We start from the raw sequence: 13,634 nt of genomic DNA, 5'->3' as shown, positions 1-13,634 counted from the left end.
ATCGGGTTATGTTCAATCCGTGCTGGAGAGCCAGGATCCTGACGAGTTCATCCGCGCCGCCATGCGGTGGCACTTCGATCCCGCGACGGGGTCGCCGTTCTGGCTCGCCCAGGCGCGGCGGCTGGGCTTCGACCCGCGCCAGGAGGTGCGCTCGGTCGACGACCTCCGGCTGTTCCCCAACATCGTCGACGAGCTGCGGGACGTCCGGGCCGAGCACCTGATTCCCCGTGGCTACGGGGAGAACGCCGATGTCGTCGGCGTGTACGACAGCGGCGGCACCACCGGCGCGCCCAAGCGGGTGGTGTTCCTGGACGACTGGGTGCAGCGGATGATCACCCACATGCTGGAGCCGCTGGACCGGCTCCGGGTGCCGCTCGGCCTGAACTGGCTGGGCATCATGCCCACCGGCCCGCACGCCGTCGGGCACTTCGTCGGCCTGGTGGCGCGGGCCCGCCGGGGCCTGATGTTCACCATCGACATGGATCCCCGCTGGGTCCGCAAACTCATCGCGTCCGGGCAGCCGGCCCAGGCCGACGCGTACATCGAGCATCTGGTCGAACAGTCCGCGCATGTGTTGCGCAGCCAGGAGATCGGCGTGCTGATGACCACGCCGCCGATGCTGGAGCGGCTGGCCCGCCGGGACGACCTGCTGGCGCTGATCACCAAGAACGTCAAGCTGATCATGTGGGGCGGGGCTCACCTCGACGCCGACACCCACGACCTGTTCCGCACCGAGGTGTTCCCCGGCATCCCGCTGCACGGCGTGTACGGCAGCACCATGATCATGGGCGGCGCCAACCAGCGGCTCGGCGACACCGAGCTGCCCACCTTCGACGGCTTCGGCCCGCACATCACCTTCCGCGTCGTCGATCCCGACACCCTAGACCAGGTGCCCTACGGGACGCGGGGCCAAGTCGTCACCAGCCACGTCAGCAAGTCCATGCTGCTGCCCAACAATCTCGAACGGGACACCGCCATCCGCGTGCCCGCGCCACCCGGCCAGCCCGGCGATTCCCTGGCCGATCTGGCCCCGGTTCAGGTGTTCGGCGACGAGACCGTCATCGAGGGCGTGTACTAGCGATGTTCACTGTGGACGCTCTGGGTCCCGCCGGCCCTTACCGGGCGCGCAAGCAGCTCACCGTCACCGACGTCACCGGCATCGCGGTCGCCTCCGTCAGCCTCGTGCCCCGGTTGTTCGTCACCCGCGTGATGTCCGCCCTGCACAAGGCTTCCCCGTTACCCCTGCCCGACCGCCTCGCCGCCCTGACCGCCGCGGGTTCCTTGTTCGCCAAGGACTCCGACGCGTACGTCGACCTGGTGGCACGAGTCTCGGGCCTACCCGTGCCAGACATCCGTTTCGCCGTGGACACCATCGCCGAGGCCTGCGCCACCGCCCACGAGGCCGCCGGTCAGGGCCGCCCGATCGGGACCACTGTGGACGGTGGTGCCGTGTGGACCAGGCGTGGCAACGTCTTCGCCGTCCATGCCGCCGGCAACCACCCCGCCGTGCATTCCCTGTGGCTGCAAGCGCTTGCCCTCGGCTACCGCGTCGCCGTGCGGCCCTCTCGCCGGGAACCCCTCACCCCGCACCGCCTCGTCACCGCACTACGCGCCGCCGGCTTCGGTTCCGACCAGGTCGCGCTCCTCCCGTGCGACCACGACGTCGCCGACGAACTGCTCCGCTGCGCCGACCTCGCCCTCGTCTACGGCGGCGACGAGGTAATCGCCAAGTACGGCGCGAATCCCCGAGTACTCCCCCAGGGCCCGGGCCGTTCCAAGGTCCTCGTCGCCGCCGACTCGGCACCGGACCTCGACACCATCGTCTCTTCCATCGCCCATCACGGCGGCGTCGGCTGCATCAACGCCACCGGCATCCTCGTCGAGGGCGATCCCGCTCCCCTGGCCGACGCCCTGGCATCCAAGCTGGCCGCCCTGCCCGATTCGGTCCTCCCCCGCTACCCCCTCGGCGCGGCCCTGGCCCTCCGCAACCACCTGGCCCGTCGGGCGGTCGGCACCCAACCCCTGCTCGGCGCCGACCAACTGGTCACCGACCTCGGCGACGGCTCGGCGGTCATCCGCCCGGCCCTGCACCTGCTGCCGTCGGCCACCGCCCCACAGCTGGCCGCCGAACTGCCCTTCCCGTGCGCCTGGATCGCCCCCTGGAGCCGCGCCGACGGCCTGGGTCCGCTGCGCGACACCCTCGTCCTGACGGCGATGACCCAGGACGACGAGCTGATCACCGACCTGCTCGCGGAGCCCACCATCGCCAACGTCTACCTCGGCGACGTCCCCACCCACCACTTCCGCCCCGGCCTGCCCCACGACAGCTACCTGTCCGACTTCCTGATGCGGACCAAGGCGGTCGCCGGCCGATAAGCGGCCTATAGGGTCCGCTGGGTGCGGGAAGTGATGCTCGGAATCGACGTCGGCACGACCGCGGTCAAGGTGGCGGCCTTCGGCCTCGACGGCGAGCCGCTGGCCACCCACGCCACCGCCTACCCGACCCACCGGCCCCGTCCCGGCTGGGCCGAGCAGGACGCCGGCGACTGGTGGCGCGGCGTCCGCGAAGGCCTCGACGCCGTGGCCCGCGGGCACCAGGTCCGGGCGGCCGGCATCGTGAGCCAGGTCAACACCCACGTCCTGGTCGACGAGCACCTGAACCCGCTCACGTCGGCGATCATCTGGCAGGACCAGCGCTGCGCGGCCATCGCCCGTGAACTCGACGGCCGGTTCACCGAAGCGGACAAGCTCCGCATCTGGGGCGCGCCGGTCGTGCTGGACGCCTCGTTCGTCGGCGCACGGGCCGAGTGGTTCGCCCGCACCGACCCCGACGCCTGGCGGGCGGCCCGCTGGATCCTGAGCCCGAAGGACTTCGTCGCCGCCAAGCTCACCGGCCGGGTCGCCACCGATCCGCTCTCCGGCGTCCGCGTCGCCGGGGCCGATGGATACATTCCCGAGGCCGTCGGCGTGACCAACGGCCTCAACGACAAACTCCCCGAGATCCGGCCGCCCGAGGCCGTGCTCGGTCACGTCGGCGACCTCGGCGCTGATCTGGTCGTCGGCACCATGGACGCCTTCGGCGCGGTCTTCGGGGCCGCCACCACCCGGCCCGGCCGGGGCATGATCTCCGTCGGCACCTCGCTGGTGGTGGCCGGGGCGTCGGACGTCCACGTGCCGACGCAAGGGGTCGTCACGTTCCCACCCCGAAACGACGTGTACGTGCACGCCGGCCCCACCCAGGCCGCCGGCGACGCCGTCCGGTGGTGGAGCCGGGTGAGCGAGCTCAGCATCCCCGAGGTCTTCGCCGACGCCGCCGAGGGCACGCCGGGCGTGATCTTCACGCCGTACCTGTCCGGCGAGCGGGCCCCGATCTGGGACGCCGAGGCCCGGGCCAGCTTCCTGAACGTGAGCTCGGCCACCACCCGGGCCGACCTGTCCCGGGCCGTGCTGGAGGGCGTGGCCATGTCCGGCCGGCACGTGCTCGATGCCGTGGAGAAAGCCTGCGACCAGCCCATTCCCTCGCTCGCCCTGTGCGGCGGCGGGGCGCGCAGCGACCTGTGGGCGCAGATCTTCGCCGACGTGCTGCGGCGGCCGATCCAGCAGCTCAAGGTGCACGACAGCGCCGCGCTCGGGGCCGCCCTGCTCGGCGCGGTCGGGGCCGGCCTGTTCCCGGATGCCGAGACCGCCGCCGAGGCCACCGTCGCCGTCCGGCGCACCGTCGAACCCGGGCCCGATCCGGCGCGTTACGAGGCATACACGCAGGTGCACGACGCCCTCCGGGACATCCACCGGTGGTTGATCCAACAAAATCCCCAGTTCTGGCGGACGGAGGATTGAGATCAACCGGAACGGGTAATCCCTGTGCCTGATGGAGGGGAGGACGGATGGACGAGCATCGGGACGGGACAGTGCGGCTGCTGGTCCGAACGGCCGTGGATCGCATGCAGGCGTCGGATCCGGATGGCGCACTCGAGGCGCTGACGGCGGTCTACCGCGCCGCCGACCGCGGCCCGCGCCAGGCCGCCGACGTGCTGGCCGACGCCTCGGCCGACATGCTGAAGTCCCTGTGTGTGCAGGTCGGCACCGACGCGCCGATCAAGATGCAGCTGGGCGACACCGAGGGCAACGAGATCCCCATCGACGACATCGACCCGCCGCTGCGGGCCAGCTTTCGCGCGGTGATGGCCCTGGTGAACTCCGACGAGCAGGCCGCCGACATCCAGCTCGACCTGGTGTTCGACCGGCAGGACCCCGAGGAGGACACCGTCGCGCTGATGCACCTGCTGCTGTGGACCACCGATCTGCTGACGGCCTGTCGTGAGGGCGGTGCCCGGGCGCCGGACTGGCTGGTCGACTCCTCGGCCGGCTAGAGCGAAAAGGAAGCACCCCAGATGAACACCTTCGAGGAGACGGTCGAGCTCGCGGTGCCGCTGCGCACCGCCTTCGAGCTGTGGACCAGCTACAACTCCTCGCCGCGTCCGGTGACCGTACGGCGGCAGGACGAGCTGGTGGCGTGGCCCGGTGGCCGCGTCACGTTCCAGTACGTCGACACCCACACCACCAGGCTCGCCCTGCGCGCCGACGCCGACAGCACCGCCGCCGGCATCCTGCTGCGCTTCAAGGAGTTCGCCGAGTCCGCCCCGGTGGCCGCCCCGGCCGCCCGACAGTACTGGCGAGTGGAAAGAGCCTGATCGGGTTACCCCCGCCGGGGTAGATTCGTCCTCCCGCCGCCCCGGAGTTTGGTAGGCAGACATCAGCACCGGGGAGGGAGTCACGCTGATGTCGACAGGCACTCCGATCTTCGACCAGCTGGCCGCGGCCAGTGGCCTGCGCTGGGTGATGCTGCCCGACGGCCGGATCAAGGTTGCCCTGGGGGAACCAAGGCAGCAGGAGCCGACGCCGGAGCCGGCCGCGCCGGCCCACCACTCCCAGGTCCCGTGACGCCCCCGGCATTCACTGGCCCGGCCGGGGCCGCCCCACCACCACTCCCCCCGACCGTCCCCATCTGAGTGGCTCACGTGACTTCTGGAGCCCACCTGAGTGGCTCACTTGCGGGCCGGAGTCACACCTGGAGGCATGTGAGTGGCTCACGTGTGGGGTTGGGCACACCTGAGTGGCTCGCTTGACTTCCCGAGCCGCCGGCCGACGCCATGTGAGTGGCTCACGTGACTTCCAGGACCAAGTGAGCCACTCAGGTGGCGAACCGGGGAGGTGGACCGGTGGGGAGGGTGCCGGCGGTTAGCTGGCTGCCGAACCCGGGCCCAGCCAGGCGAGGGCGGCGGTGACCAGGGCAGTGACGCCGCCGTCCAGGGTGGGCTGGAGCAGCGGGGCGAAGTGGGGCGAGTGGTTGGAGGGGATGTCCCGCTCGAAGGTGCCGCCGCTGTACGCCGTGACGAAGCGCTCCTGGTCCTCGCCGCCGAACAGCCAGTAGACGGTGGGCACGCCGGCGGCGGTGCCGAAGTGGCCGAAGTCCTCGCTGCCGGTGACCGGACCGGGGTCGATGATCATGGGGAAGGCCTCGTCGAGGGCGGCCTTGGTGCGAGCCATGGCGGCGTCGTCGTTGACCAGCACGGGGAAGGCGCTGTGGAAGGTGAGCTCGGGCTCCCGGGGCGCGCCGGCGGCGGTGGCCTCACCCCGGATGATGCGCTCGATGGCGGCGAGCACCCGGTCCCGCACCTGGACGTCGAAGGTCCGCACGTTCAGGGCCAGGTCGACGTGGTCGGGGATGATGTTGTCCTTGGTGCCGCCGTGGATGGAGCCGACGGTGACGACGACGGACTCCTTGGCGGCGACCTCCCGCGACACGACGGTCTGCAGCCGCAGCACGGTGGACGCGGCCATGACCACCGGGTCGACGGTGGTCTCGGGCCGCGAACCGTGCCCGCCCTTGCCGTGCAGCCGCACGTCGATGCTGTCGGTGGCGGCGAACGCGGGCCCGGGATGGCAGCCGAGCCAGCCGGCGGGAATGGGGGCGAGGTGCTGGCCGAGGGTGACATCGGGCCGGCCGAACCGCTCGTACAGCCCGTCGTCGACCATGGCCTTGGCCCCGGCGGCCATCTCCTCAGCCGGCTGGAACACGGCCAACACGGTGCCCGACCACTGGTCCCGGCCGCGGGCCAGCAGGTCGAGCGCCCCGAGCAGGCAGACGGTGTGCATGTCGTGCCCGCAGGCGTGCATGACGCCGTCGACGGTGGACCGGTACGGCAGGTCGGTCTGCTCCTGCACCGGCAGCGCGTCCATATCGGCCCGCAACAGCACGGTCGGCCCGGATCCGTTGCGCAGCAAGGCGACCACGCCGGTGCGGCCGACGCCGGCGGTGACCTCGCAGCCGGCCGCCGCAGCCCGCCGGGCGACCTCGGCCGCGGTGCGGTGCTCCTCGAAGGCCAACTCCGGGTGGGCGTGCAGCTCCCGGTACAGGTCTTCGAGACCGGGCCGGACGTCGTCCAGGCCCTTCATCACGGATGCACGCGCCGAGGTCATGCCTGCGACACTACAGAGCGAGCCGGCGCTCGCCTGAAGTGATCTTCAGGTCGTTGATGCTGGCGTAGCGGCGGGCCATCAGGCCGTTCTCGTCGAACTCCCACTGCTCGTTGCCGTAGCTGCGCCACCACTGCCCGTCGGCGTCGCGGGACTCGTACTCGAAGCGCACCGCGATCCGGTTGCCGGTGAACGCCCAGAGCTCCTTGCGCAGCTTGTAGTCCTGCTCCCGGGCCCACTTCTGGCGCAGGAACTCCCGGATCTCGTCCCGCCCCTTGAGGAACACGTCCCGGTTGCGCCACTCCGAGTCCTCGGTGTACGCGAGCGCCACCCGCTCGGGGTCACGGCTGTTCCACGCGTCCTCGGCCGCCTGCACCTTGGCCCGGGCGGTCTCCTCGGTGAACGGCGGCAGCGGCGGGCGTTGCTCGGCCATGGTCGTCTCCTGTCGCTAGAGAACGGTCGTTCTCCGAGCTACAGTAGGAGAACGTTGGTTCTCCACGCAAGGGGCGGACATGATCGAACAAGCCGAGGTGCTGGCCGCGGCCGAGACGCTGTTCTACGAGCGGGGGGTGCAGCAGGTCGGCATGGACCAGGTGCGGGCCGCCGCCGGCGTCTCGCTCAAGCGGCTCTACCAGCTGTTCCCGTCCAAGGACCGGCTCGTGCTGGACTACCTGACCGCCCGCGACGAGCGCTGGCTGGCCTCGGTCCGGGAACACGCCGGCAAGGCCGGCACGGTGCTCGCCGTCTTCGACTGGCTGGCGGAGTGGTTCGCCGAGCCCGACTTCCGCGGCTGCGCCTTCGTGAACTCCTTCGGCGAGCTGGGCGGCACCTCGGACGCCGTCGCCGGCATCGCCCGCCGGCACAAGGAAGCGTTCCGGCAGCTGATCCGGGACCTGGCCGGCGACGACGAGCTCGGCGACCAGATCACCCTGCTGGCCGAGGGGGCGATCACCATGGCGGCCATCGGCGGCACCGTCGAACCGGCCCACCAGGCCAAGCGAGCGGCGCTAACCCTGCTTGACGGTGCGCATCAGAACCGCCGTCTCCAGTGACGTGATCTCCCGCAGTGGCCCGACACTCTCGGTCAGGTACCGGTAAAGCCCGGCGCTGTCCCGACATGCCACCACGGCGACCAGGTTCGTCGGCCCGGTGGTGGCCGCCACGAAGGACGTCTCCTCGTGGTCGGCCAACCGCCGACCGACCTCGGTCAACGCATGCGGCGGCACGGTCAGCCACAGCCGGGCCTGCGTGCCGTAGCCCAGCAAGTTCGCCGGAATGTCCACTTGGTACGAAACGACACCGTTGTGCCGCAGCAGATCCAGCCGCCGGCGCACGGTCGACTCGGACAGCCGGGTCCGCGCCGCGAGTTCCGCATACGGCACGCGGCCGTCAACCGCAAGCAGCTCCAACAACGCCCGGTCGGCGGCGTCGACTTCAACCCGAGCACTCCTCGGTTCCTCCGGTCGCAGCCGCCCCACCTGATCGTCGGACAACCATCGCAGACCGGACCAGTCGGGCGGCAACGTGAAGGCGTGCAACACGGAATGCGCGCTGACATCCAGCACCCGGCCGGCCCGCGGCAGCTTCTCCAGCAGCACCGATTCCTCACCCTGCGGCAACTGGGCGTGGCACGAGATCTCCGCACCACCGGACATCACGTGCACCCACGACACATCCGACCGCTTCGCCAAGGCCTTGGCCAGCGGCAATCCGACATCGGGCGTGCAGCGCAGGCGCAGCGTCCATGCCGTCCGCCCGAACAGCACGCCGTTGACCACGCCGACCACCCGCAGCGAAGCGACGGACCGAAGCCGCTTGTACCGGCGGGCGACGGTCGTCTCCGACACGCCCAGCACGTCGGCGACCCGGGCGAACGGAACCCGGCCGTCGAGCTGCAACGCGTGCAGGAGTCCGCGATCCATGTCGTCCAGGACGACTGATTCCGTCACATCGAGCAGACTAACGCCGGAATACGCCGTCTCCCTAGGCCCCGACGCCGGCGCGAACGCAGACTGGGTGGCATGCGCAACGACTTCGACGCCTTCTACCGCGGCGCCCCGCTGGCCGCCGGCCTCAAGCACAACGGCATCCCCTGGGACATCGGGCAACCGCAGCCGGCGATCGCCGACCTCGACTACCGCGGCGACGTGCTCGACGTCGGCTGCGGCCTCGGCGACAACGCCGTTCACCTCGAGAGCCGGGGACTGACCGTCACCGCCGTCGACTGCAGCCCGACCGCGATCGCCCAGGCCCGCCAGCGCTTTCCGGACAGCGGCGTCCGCTTCGCCGTGGCCGACGCGGCCGACCTCGGCGAATTCCCCGCCTCCTTCGACACGGTGCTGAGCTGTTCGCTGTTCCACTGCCTGGTCGGGAACGACCGGATCCGCCACCTCCAGGCGCTGCACCGGGCCACCCGCCGGGACGCCGTGCTGCACCTGATCACCTTCTCCGACCGACTGTTCGACGGCCTGCCGTCGCCGTTCCCACTGTCCGAACAGGACGTGCGCAAACCGTTGTCCGACAACGGATGGATCATCACCGAGTTCGAGGAGACGACGCTGGTGGCGGCCGGCGCGACGATGGTGGCGCTGTTCGAGGCGGCCGACGTGGCGCCGCGCGACCGAGCGGAACTGGCCTGCTGGCGGGTCCGCGCGACCCGGGAGTGACCCAGGACACCGAAACTTTCCGAATGGGTCGACCGCGGGATGCGGGCTGGCACCGGGGTCCCGATAGCGTTTAAGTGGACCTTGTCGAACCGTGAGGAGCCCCCGTTGACCGACCTGAACATTCTCGGCATCTCCGGCAGCCTGCGCGCCGGCTCGTTCAACACGGCGCTGCTGCGCAACGCGCAGAAGCACGCGCCGGCCGGGATGACCGTCTCCCGGTACGAAGGGCTCGCGGACCTGCCGCACTACAACCAGGACCTGGACAACGAGGAGAGCCGGCCGGAGTCGGTGACCCGGCTGCGACAGGCCGTCGCCGACGCGGACGGGCTGCTCATCGCCAGCCCGGAGTACAACTACTCCATTCCCGGCGGCCTGAAGGACCTGCTGGACTGGGCCTCACGGCCGGCGGCCGACTCGGTGCTGCGGCACAAGCACGTCGCCGTCATGAGCTCGTCGCCGGGCGCGTTCGGCGGCGTCCGGGGTCTGCTCTCGCTGCGTCAGATGCTGCTCGCGACCCACTCGCACGTCGTCGCCAAGCCGGAGGTGATGGTGTTCGGCGTGGCCCAGCGGTTCGACGACGGCGGCAACGTCACCGACGAGATGACCATCAACCTGCTGCGCGAGCTGCTGTCCGCGCTGCACGACCAGATCCGAGGCTGAACCATGACGCGCGGTTTCGTGCACTCCCCCAGTCCCACCAGGGTCGTCTTCGGCGCCGGCACGGTCGCCGCGGTCGCCGAGGAGGTGCGGCGCGTCGGCGGTTCCCGGGTGCTGCTGCTGGCCCGGCCGCGGCACGCCGAGCGGGTCGCCGCGGCGCTCGGTGAGCTGGTCGTCGCACAGTTCGACGGGGCCCGCATGCACACCCCCGTCGAGGTGACCGCGCAGGCGCTGGACGTGTTGAAGTCGGCCGCCGCTGACTGCGTGGTCGCGGTCGGCGGCGGCTCCACCACCGGGCTGGCCAAGGCGCTGGCGGCCCGAACCGGTGTGCCGCAGGTGATCCTGCCCACGACCTATGCCGGCTCCGAGGTGACGCCGGTGCTCGGCGAGACCGAGAACGGCCGCAAGACCACCCGCCGGTCGCCGGACGTGCTGCCGGAGACCGTGATCTACGACGTGGACCTCACGCTGGGCCTGCCGGTACCGACCACGGTGACCAGCGGGATCAACGCCCTGGCGCACGCGGTCGAGGCGCTCTACTCCCCCGAGGCCAACCCCCAGGTCGATGCCGTTGCGCTGCAAGCGATCCGGAGCATCACGCACGCGCTGCCGCTGGTCGCCGCGAATCCGTCCGATGTGGACGCGCGGGCCGAGCTGCTGGAGTCGGCGTGGCTCGCCGGCACCTGCCTGTCGGTGAGCATGGGCCTGCACCACAGGCTGTGCCACCTGCTCGGCGGCCAGTTCGACCTGCCGCACGCCGAGACCCACACCGTGATGCTGCCGCAGGTCATGGCCTATATGGAAAAAGAGGCGCCGGCGGCGCTGGCCCGCGTGGCCGAGGTGTTGGACGTGCCGGACGCCGCAGCGGCGGTGTTCGACCTCGTGGTCTCGCTCGGTGGTCCGACCTCGTTGCGGGAACTGGGCTTGACTGAGTCCTCTTTGGACGGAATCGAGCCGGCGACAGTGCTGCGCGCAGCCTGGGAGGGCCGGCGGCCCGAGGGCGCGCCGGAGCTGAGCGCCCTGACCGCACAGGTGATCGGCAGCTTCGACGAGACCCCGGACCCGCGGCTCAAGCGGCTGCTCACCGACCTGGTGCGGCACCTGCACCACTTCGCCGTGCACAACGACCTCACCGAGGAGGAGTGGCTGTTCGCCATCGACTTCCTCACCCGCACCGGGCAGATCAGCGACGACAAGCGCAAGGAGTTCGTGCTGCTGTCGGACACGCTCGGCGTTTCGTCCATTGTGGACGCCCTGACCAACTCACGCAGCCCGCTGACCACGCCGTCGGCGGTGCTCGGGCCGTTCTACGTGGAGGGTCCGCCGGCCATGGAGCACGGCGCGGACATCTCCGGCGGGCTGGACGGCGAGCCGCTGTGGGTGTCGACGGCGATCACCGACGTGGACGGGACCCCGGTGCCGGGCGCGGTGGTGGACGTCTGGCAGTCCAACAAGGACGGCTTCTACGACGTGCAGCTGCCCGACCTGGACGGCCCGGTGCTGCGGGCCCGGTTCGTCGCCGACGACCAGGGCAGGTTGGAGTTCTGGACCATCCTGCCCAAGGAGTACCCGGTGCCGGAGGACGGTCCGGTGGGGCAGATGCTGGGCGGCACCAACCGGCATCCGTACCGGGCCCCGCACGTGCACTTCATGATCATGGCGCCCGGCCACCACAAGCTGGTCACCCAGCTGTTCGTGAAGGGCGGGCGGTACCTGGACTCCGACACGGTGTTCGGCGTCAAGGACGGGCTGATCGTGGACTTCCCGGTGGCCGAGGGCGCGCCGCCCGCCGGACGCGAGGTGACGGGCGGCTGGCGCCGGCTGGACTACACGTTCCGCATCGGCCGCTGACCGACGAGTTCCTTCTCCTCGCGGGGATTGAGCGCGGAGGCGAACACCACGGTCAGCACGCAGAGGATGATCGGCAGCGCGAAGGCCACGTTGAGCGGCATCAGCCGGGTCAGGCCGCCGATGACGGCCGGCCCGGCCAGCAGGCCGACGTAGCCGAGGCCGACGACCCGGGCCATCAGGGCCCCGGCCGAGCGGTGGTCGAGGTTGCCGGCGGCGGTGAACAGCTGCGGCACGCCGCCGGCCAGTCCGATGCCGAACAGCGCCCATCCCACCAGCGCCAACGGAATCCACGGGCTGACCGACGCCACGGTCAGCCCGATGGCGGCGATGGCCGCGCCGTAGCGGACGACCCGGGTCGCGCCGATCGCCGCGGCGACCCGGTCGGTGGCGAACCGGCCGATGGTCATCGCCACCGCGAACGCGCCGTAGCCGAGCGCGGCCTCGCTGGCCGAGGCGTTGAGGATGCCCTTGAGCTCCAGCGCGGCCCAGTCGTTGGCCACGCCCTCGGCCAGCATCAGCGCCAGCGCCAGGCCGCCGAGAATCCACACCAGGCTCTTCGGCGGGGCCGGCTTCGCTTCCGTGTCAACGGTTTCCTCGGTGCGGCCGTGGTGGTCGGCGTCGATGGTGAACCGCAGGGCGACCAGTGACAGCGCGGCGACGAACAGTCCGGTGATGGTCATTGTGAGGCCGGTGGGCACGTTGGCGTTCAGCACCACCGCGCCGATCAGCGCGGCGAACGCGCCGCCGATCGACCACATCGCGTGGAACGCCGCCATGATCGGCCGGTCGTAACCCCGTTCCACCACCACGGCGTGGGCATTCATCGACACGTCCAGCGCGCCGTTGGCGAAGCCCATCACGATCAGGATCAGGCCCAGCGACCACCACGACGTCAGCCAGCCGGGCACGGTCAGCGAGAGCCCGAACGCCGCCGCGGCGGCCGGGGTGAGCCGGCGCGGGCCGATCCGGTCCACCAGCGGGCCGACCACCTGCATGCCGATCAGGGCCGCGCCGCCCAGCACCAGCAGCAGCAGGCCCAGCACGCTGTGCGGGACGCCGATGTTGTGCTCGACGTTGGGCAGGTGCACCAGCCACATGCCGAGGCCGAAACCGTTGAGGCAGAAGATGAGGAAGGTGGCGAACCGGGCGGTGCGGGGCGGGGAAGTCAGGCGGTCGCTCATTGCGGCTCCTCGGCGACGACGTGCACCAGCACGCCGCGGTCGGCCAGCGCGCGGCGCTGGTCTTCGGGGGCGGTCGGGTCCGTGACGACGACGTCGGGGCGGTCGGCGGCGCAGACGTGGGCCAGCGCAGCGCGGTCCCACTTCGCGCCGTCCACCAGCACGACACTGCGGGCTGACACCGCGAGGGCCTGCTGCTTGACCTCGGCGTCGTGCAGATCGAAGGCGGTGAGGCCGGCCTCCAGGTCGAACGCGCAGGGGCTGAGCACCGCGACGTCGAACCGCAGCTTCTGCAACGACGCCAGCGTGAGCGGTCCGACCATGGCCAGCTCGCCCGGCCTCGGCTCACCGCCCGGGACCAGCAGCCGAACCCTTGGCGCGTCAAGGAGTTCGGTGACCGCGTGCAGAGATAACGGCATCACCGTTACCGCACGGTCGCGCAGCAGCCGGGCCACCTCCAGCGCCGTCGTGCCACTGTCCAGCACGATCGTCTCGCCGTCCCGGATCAGTTCCACCGCAGCCCGGGCGATCGCCTTCTTGGCCGCCGGTGCCGACACCGCGCGGGCCGCGAACGGCGGCTCCACCCCGGATGGTGTCGCCGGCACCGCGCCACCGTGCACGCGGCGCAGCACGCCGTGCGCCGCCAACACGTCCAGGTCGCGCCGCACGGTCATCTCCGACGCGCCCGTCACCTCAGCCAGCTCAGCCACGGTGACCTGTTGAGCGCCCTTGAGCCGCTCGACGATCACCCGCTGACGCTCGTTTCCCCGCACCCCTGGGATGTTTCCACCTCCCCGCTCGTTCG

Annotated in this window: 15 protein-coding genes; 10 read left to right on the top strand and 5 right to left on the bottom strand. The window is 71.1% G+C overall.

The features are described 5' to 3' along the window. Positions 1-19 precede the first annotated feature (19 nt). The 6 genes from JJ691_RS04295 to JJ691_RS04270 all read left to right on the top strand — a co-directional run bounded on the left by JJ691_RS04295 (position 20) and on the right by JJ691_RS04270 (position 4,941). On the top strand, positions 20-1,078 hold the full coding sequence (locus JJ691_RS04295) for an AMP-binding protein (protein WP_249227671.1): 1,059 nt from the start codon (positions 20-22) through the stop codon (positions 1,076-1,078). 2 nt (positions 1,079-1,080) lie between these two features. Further along, positions 1,081-2,376, top strand: a complete 1,296-nt coding sequence (locus JJ691_RS04290; RefSeq protein ID WP_211767500.1) for an aldehyde dehydrogenase family protein — start codon at positions 1,081-1,083, stop codon at positions 2,374-2,376. 21 nt (positions 2,377-2,397) lie between these two features. After that, positions 2,398-3,837, top strand: coding sequence for a xylulokinase (locus tag JJ691_RS04285; RefSeq protein ID WP_249227670.1), 1,440 nt, complete (start codon positions 2,398-2,400; stop codon positions 3,835-3,837). 47 nt (positions 3,838-3,884) lie between these two features. Then, positions 3,885-4,370: a hypothetical protein gene (locus JJ691_RS04280; protein WP_211767499.1), complete on the top strand. Its 486-nt coding sequence runs from the start codon at positions 3,885-3,887 to the stop codon at positions 4,368-4,370. A 21-nt stretch (positions 4,371-4,391) separates the two neighbouring features. Continuing rightward, a complete protein-coding gene (locus JJ691_RS04275; RefSeq protein WP_211767498.1) occupies positions 4,392-4,691 on the top strand; it encodes a hypothetical protein in 300 nt (99 codons plus the stop codon). A gap of 88 nt (positions 4,692-4,779) precedes the next feature. Beyond that, the gene (locus JJ691_RS04270; protein WP_211767497.1) at positions 4,780-4,941 is read left to right on the top strand and encodes a hypothetical protein; all 162 of its coding nucleotides are present in this window, start codon (positions 4,780-4,782) and stop codon (positions 4,939-4,941) included. Between the two features lie 297 nt (positions 4,942-5,238). Here JJ691_RS04270 and JJ691_RS04265 read toward each other — a convergent pair whose 3' ends face one another. Together JJ691_RS04265 and JJ691_RS04260 are read right to left on the bottom strand one after the other, a co-directional pair. Then, positions 5,239-6,480, bottom strand: a complete 1,242-nt coding sequence (locus JJ691_RS04265; protein ID WP_211767496.1) for an amidohydrolase — start codon at positions 6,478-6,480, stop codon at positions 5,239-5,241. A 10-nt stretch (positions 6,481-6,490) separates the two neighbouring features. Continuing rightward, positions 6,491-6,910: a nuclear transport factor 2 family protein gene (locus tag JJ691_RS04260; RefSeq protein ID WP_211767495.1), complete on the bottom strand. Its 420-nt coding sequence runs from the start codon at positions 6,908-6,910 to the stop codon at positions 6,491-6,493. A 79-nt stretch (positions 6,911-6,989) separates the two neighbouring features. Between JJ691_RS04260 and JJ691_RS04255 the strand changes: the two genes are divergently transcribed. Then, positions 6,990-7,529: a TetR/AcrR family transcriptional regulator gene (locus JJ691_RS04255; protein ID WP_211767494.1), complete on the top strand. Its 540-nt coding sequence runs from the start codon at positions 6,990-6,992 to the stop codon at positions 7,527-7,529. Here the strand turns inward: JJ691_RS04255 and JJ691_RS04250 are convergent. After that, the gene (locus JJ691_RS04250; protein ID WP_249227669.1) at positions 7,485-8,426 is read right to left on the bottom strand and encodes an Lrp/AsnC family transcriptional regulator; all 942 of its coding nucleotides are present in this window, start codon (positions 8,424-8,426) and stop codon (positions 7,485-7,487) included. The genes JJ691_RS04255 and JJ691_RS04250 overlap by 45 nt on opposite strands. A gap of 72 nt (positions 8,427-8,498) precedes the next feature. Here JJ691_RS04250 and JJ691_RS04245 point away from each other — a divergent pair, with 72 nt between their 5' ends. The 3 genes from JJ691_RS04245 to JJ691_RS04235 all read left to right on the top strand — a co-directional run bounded on the left by JJ691_RS04245 (position 8,499) and on the right by JJ691_RS04235 (position 11,651). Further along, positions 8,499-9,143, top strand: coding sequence for a class I SAM-dependent methyltransferase (locus JJ691_RS04245; protein WP_211767493.1), 645 nt, complete (start codon positions 8,499-8,501; stop codon positions 9,141-9,143). A gap of 105 nt (positions 9,144-9,248) precedes the next feature. Continuing rightward, positions 9,249-9,803, top strand: coding sequence for an NADPH-dependent FMN reductase (locus JJ691_RS04240; protein ID WP_249227668.1), 555 nt, complete (start codon positions 9,249-9,251; stop codon positions 9,801-9,803). Between the two features lie 3 nt (positions 9,804-9,806). Further along, positions 9,807-11,651, top strand: coding sequence for a maleylacetate reductase and hydroxyquinol 1,2-dioxygenase domain-containing protein (locus tag JJ691_RS04235; RefSeq protein ID WP_211767491.1), 1,845 nt, complete (start codon positions 9,807-9,809; stop codon positions 11,649-11,651). On the opposite strand, the gene JJ691_RS04230 is transcribed toward JJ691_RS04235, so the two are convergent. Beyond that, on the bottom strand, positions 11,627-12,832 hold the full coding sequence (locus JJ691_RS04230) for an MFS transporter (RefSeq protein WP_211767490.1): 1,206 nt from the start codon (positions 12,830-12,832) through the stop codon (positions 11,627-11,629). The two genes, JJ691_RS04235 and JJ691_RS04230, sit on opposite strands and share 25 nt — an antisense overlap. After that, positions 12,829-13,578, bottom strand: coding sequence for a DeoR/GlpR family DNA-binding transcription regulator (locus JJ691_RS04225; protein WP_211767489.1), 750 nt, complete (start codon positions 13,576-13,578; stop codon positions 12,829-12,831). Before JJ691_RS04225 ends, JJ691_RS04230 begins: the two co-directional genes overlap by 4 nt. Between the last annotated feature and the right edge of the window lie 56 nt (positions 13,579-13,634).

It is taken from the genome of Kutzneria sp. CA-103260 (assembly GCF_018263855.1).
Lineage (GTDB): Bacteria > Actinomycetota > Actinomycetes > Mycobacteriales > Pseudonocardiaceae > Kutzneria.
The sequence above is the reverse complement of the archived record's forward strand: the minus strand, read 5'-3'. Positions and strand labels throughout refer to the sequence as shown.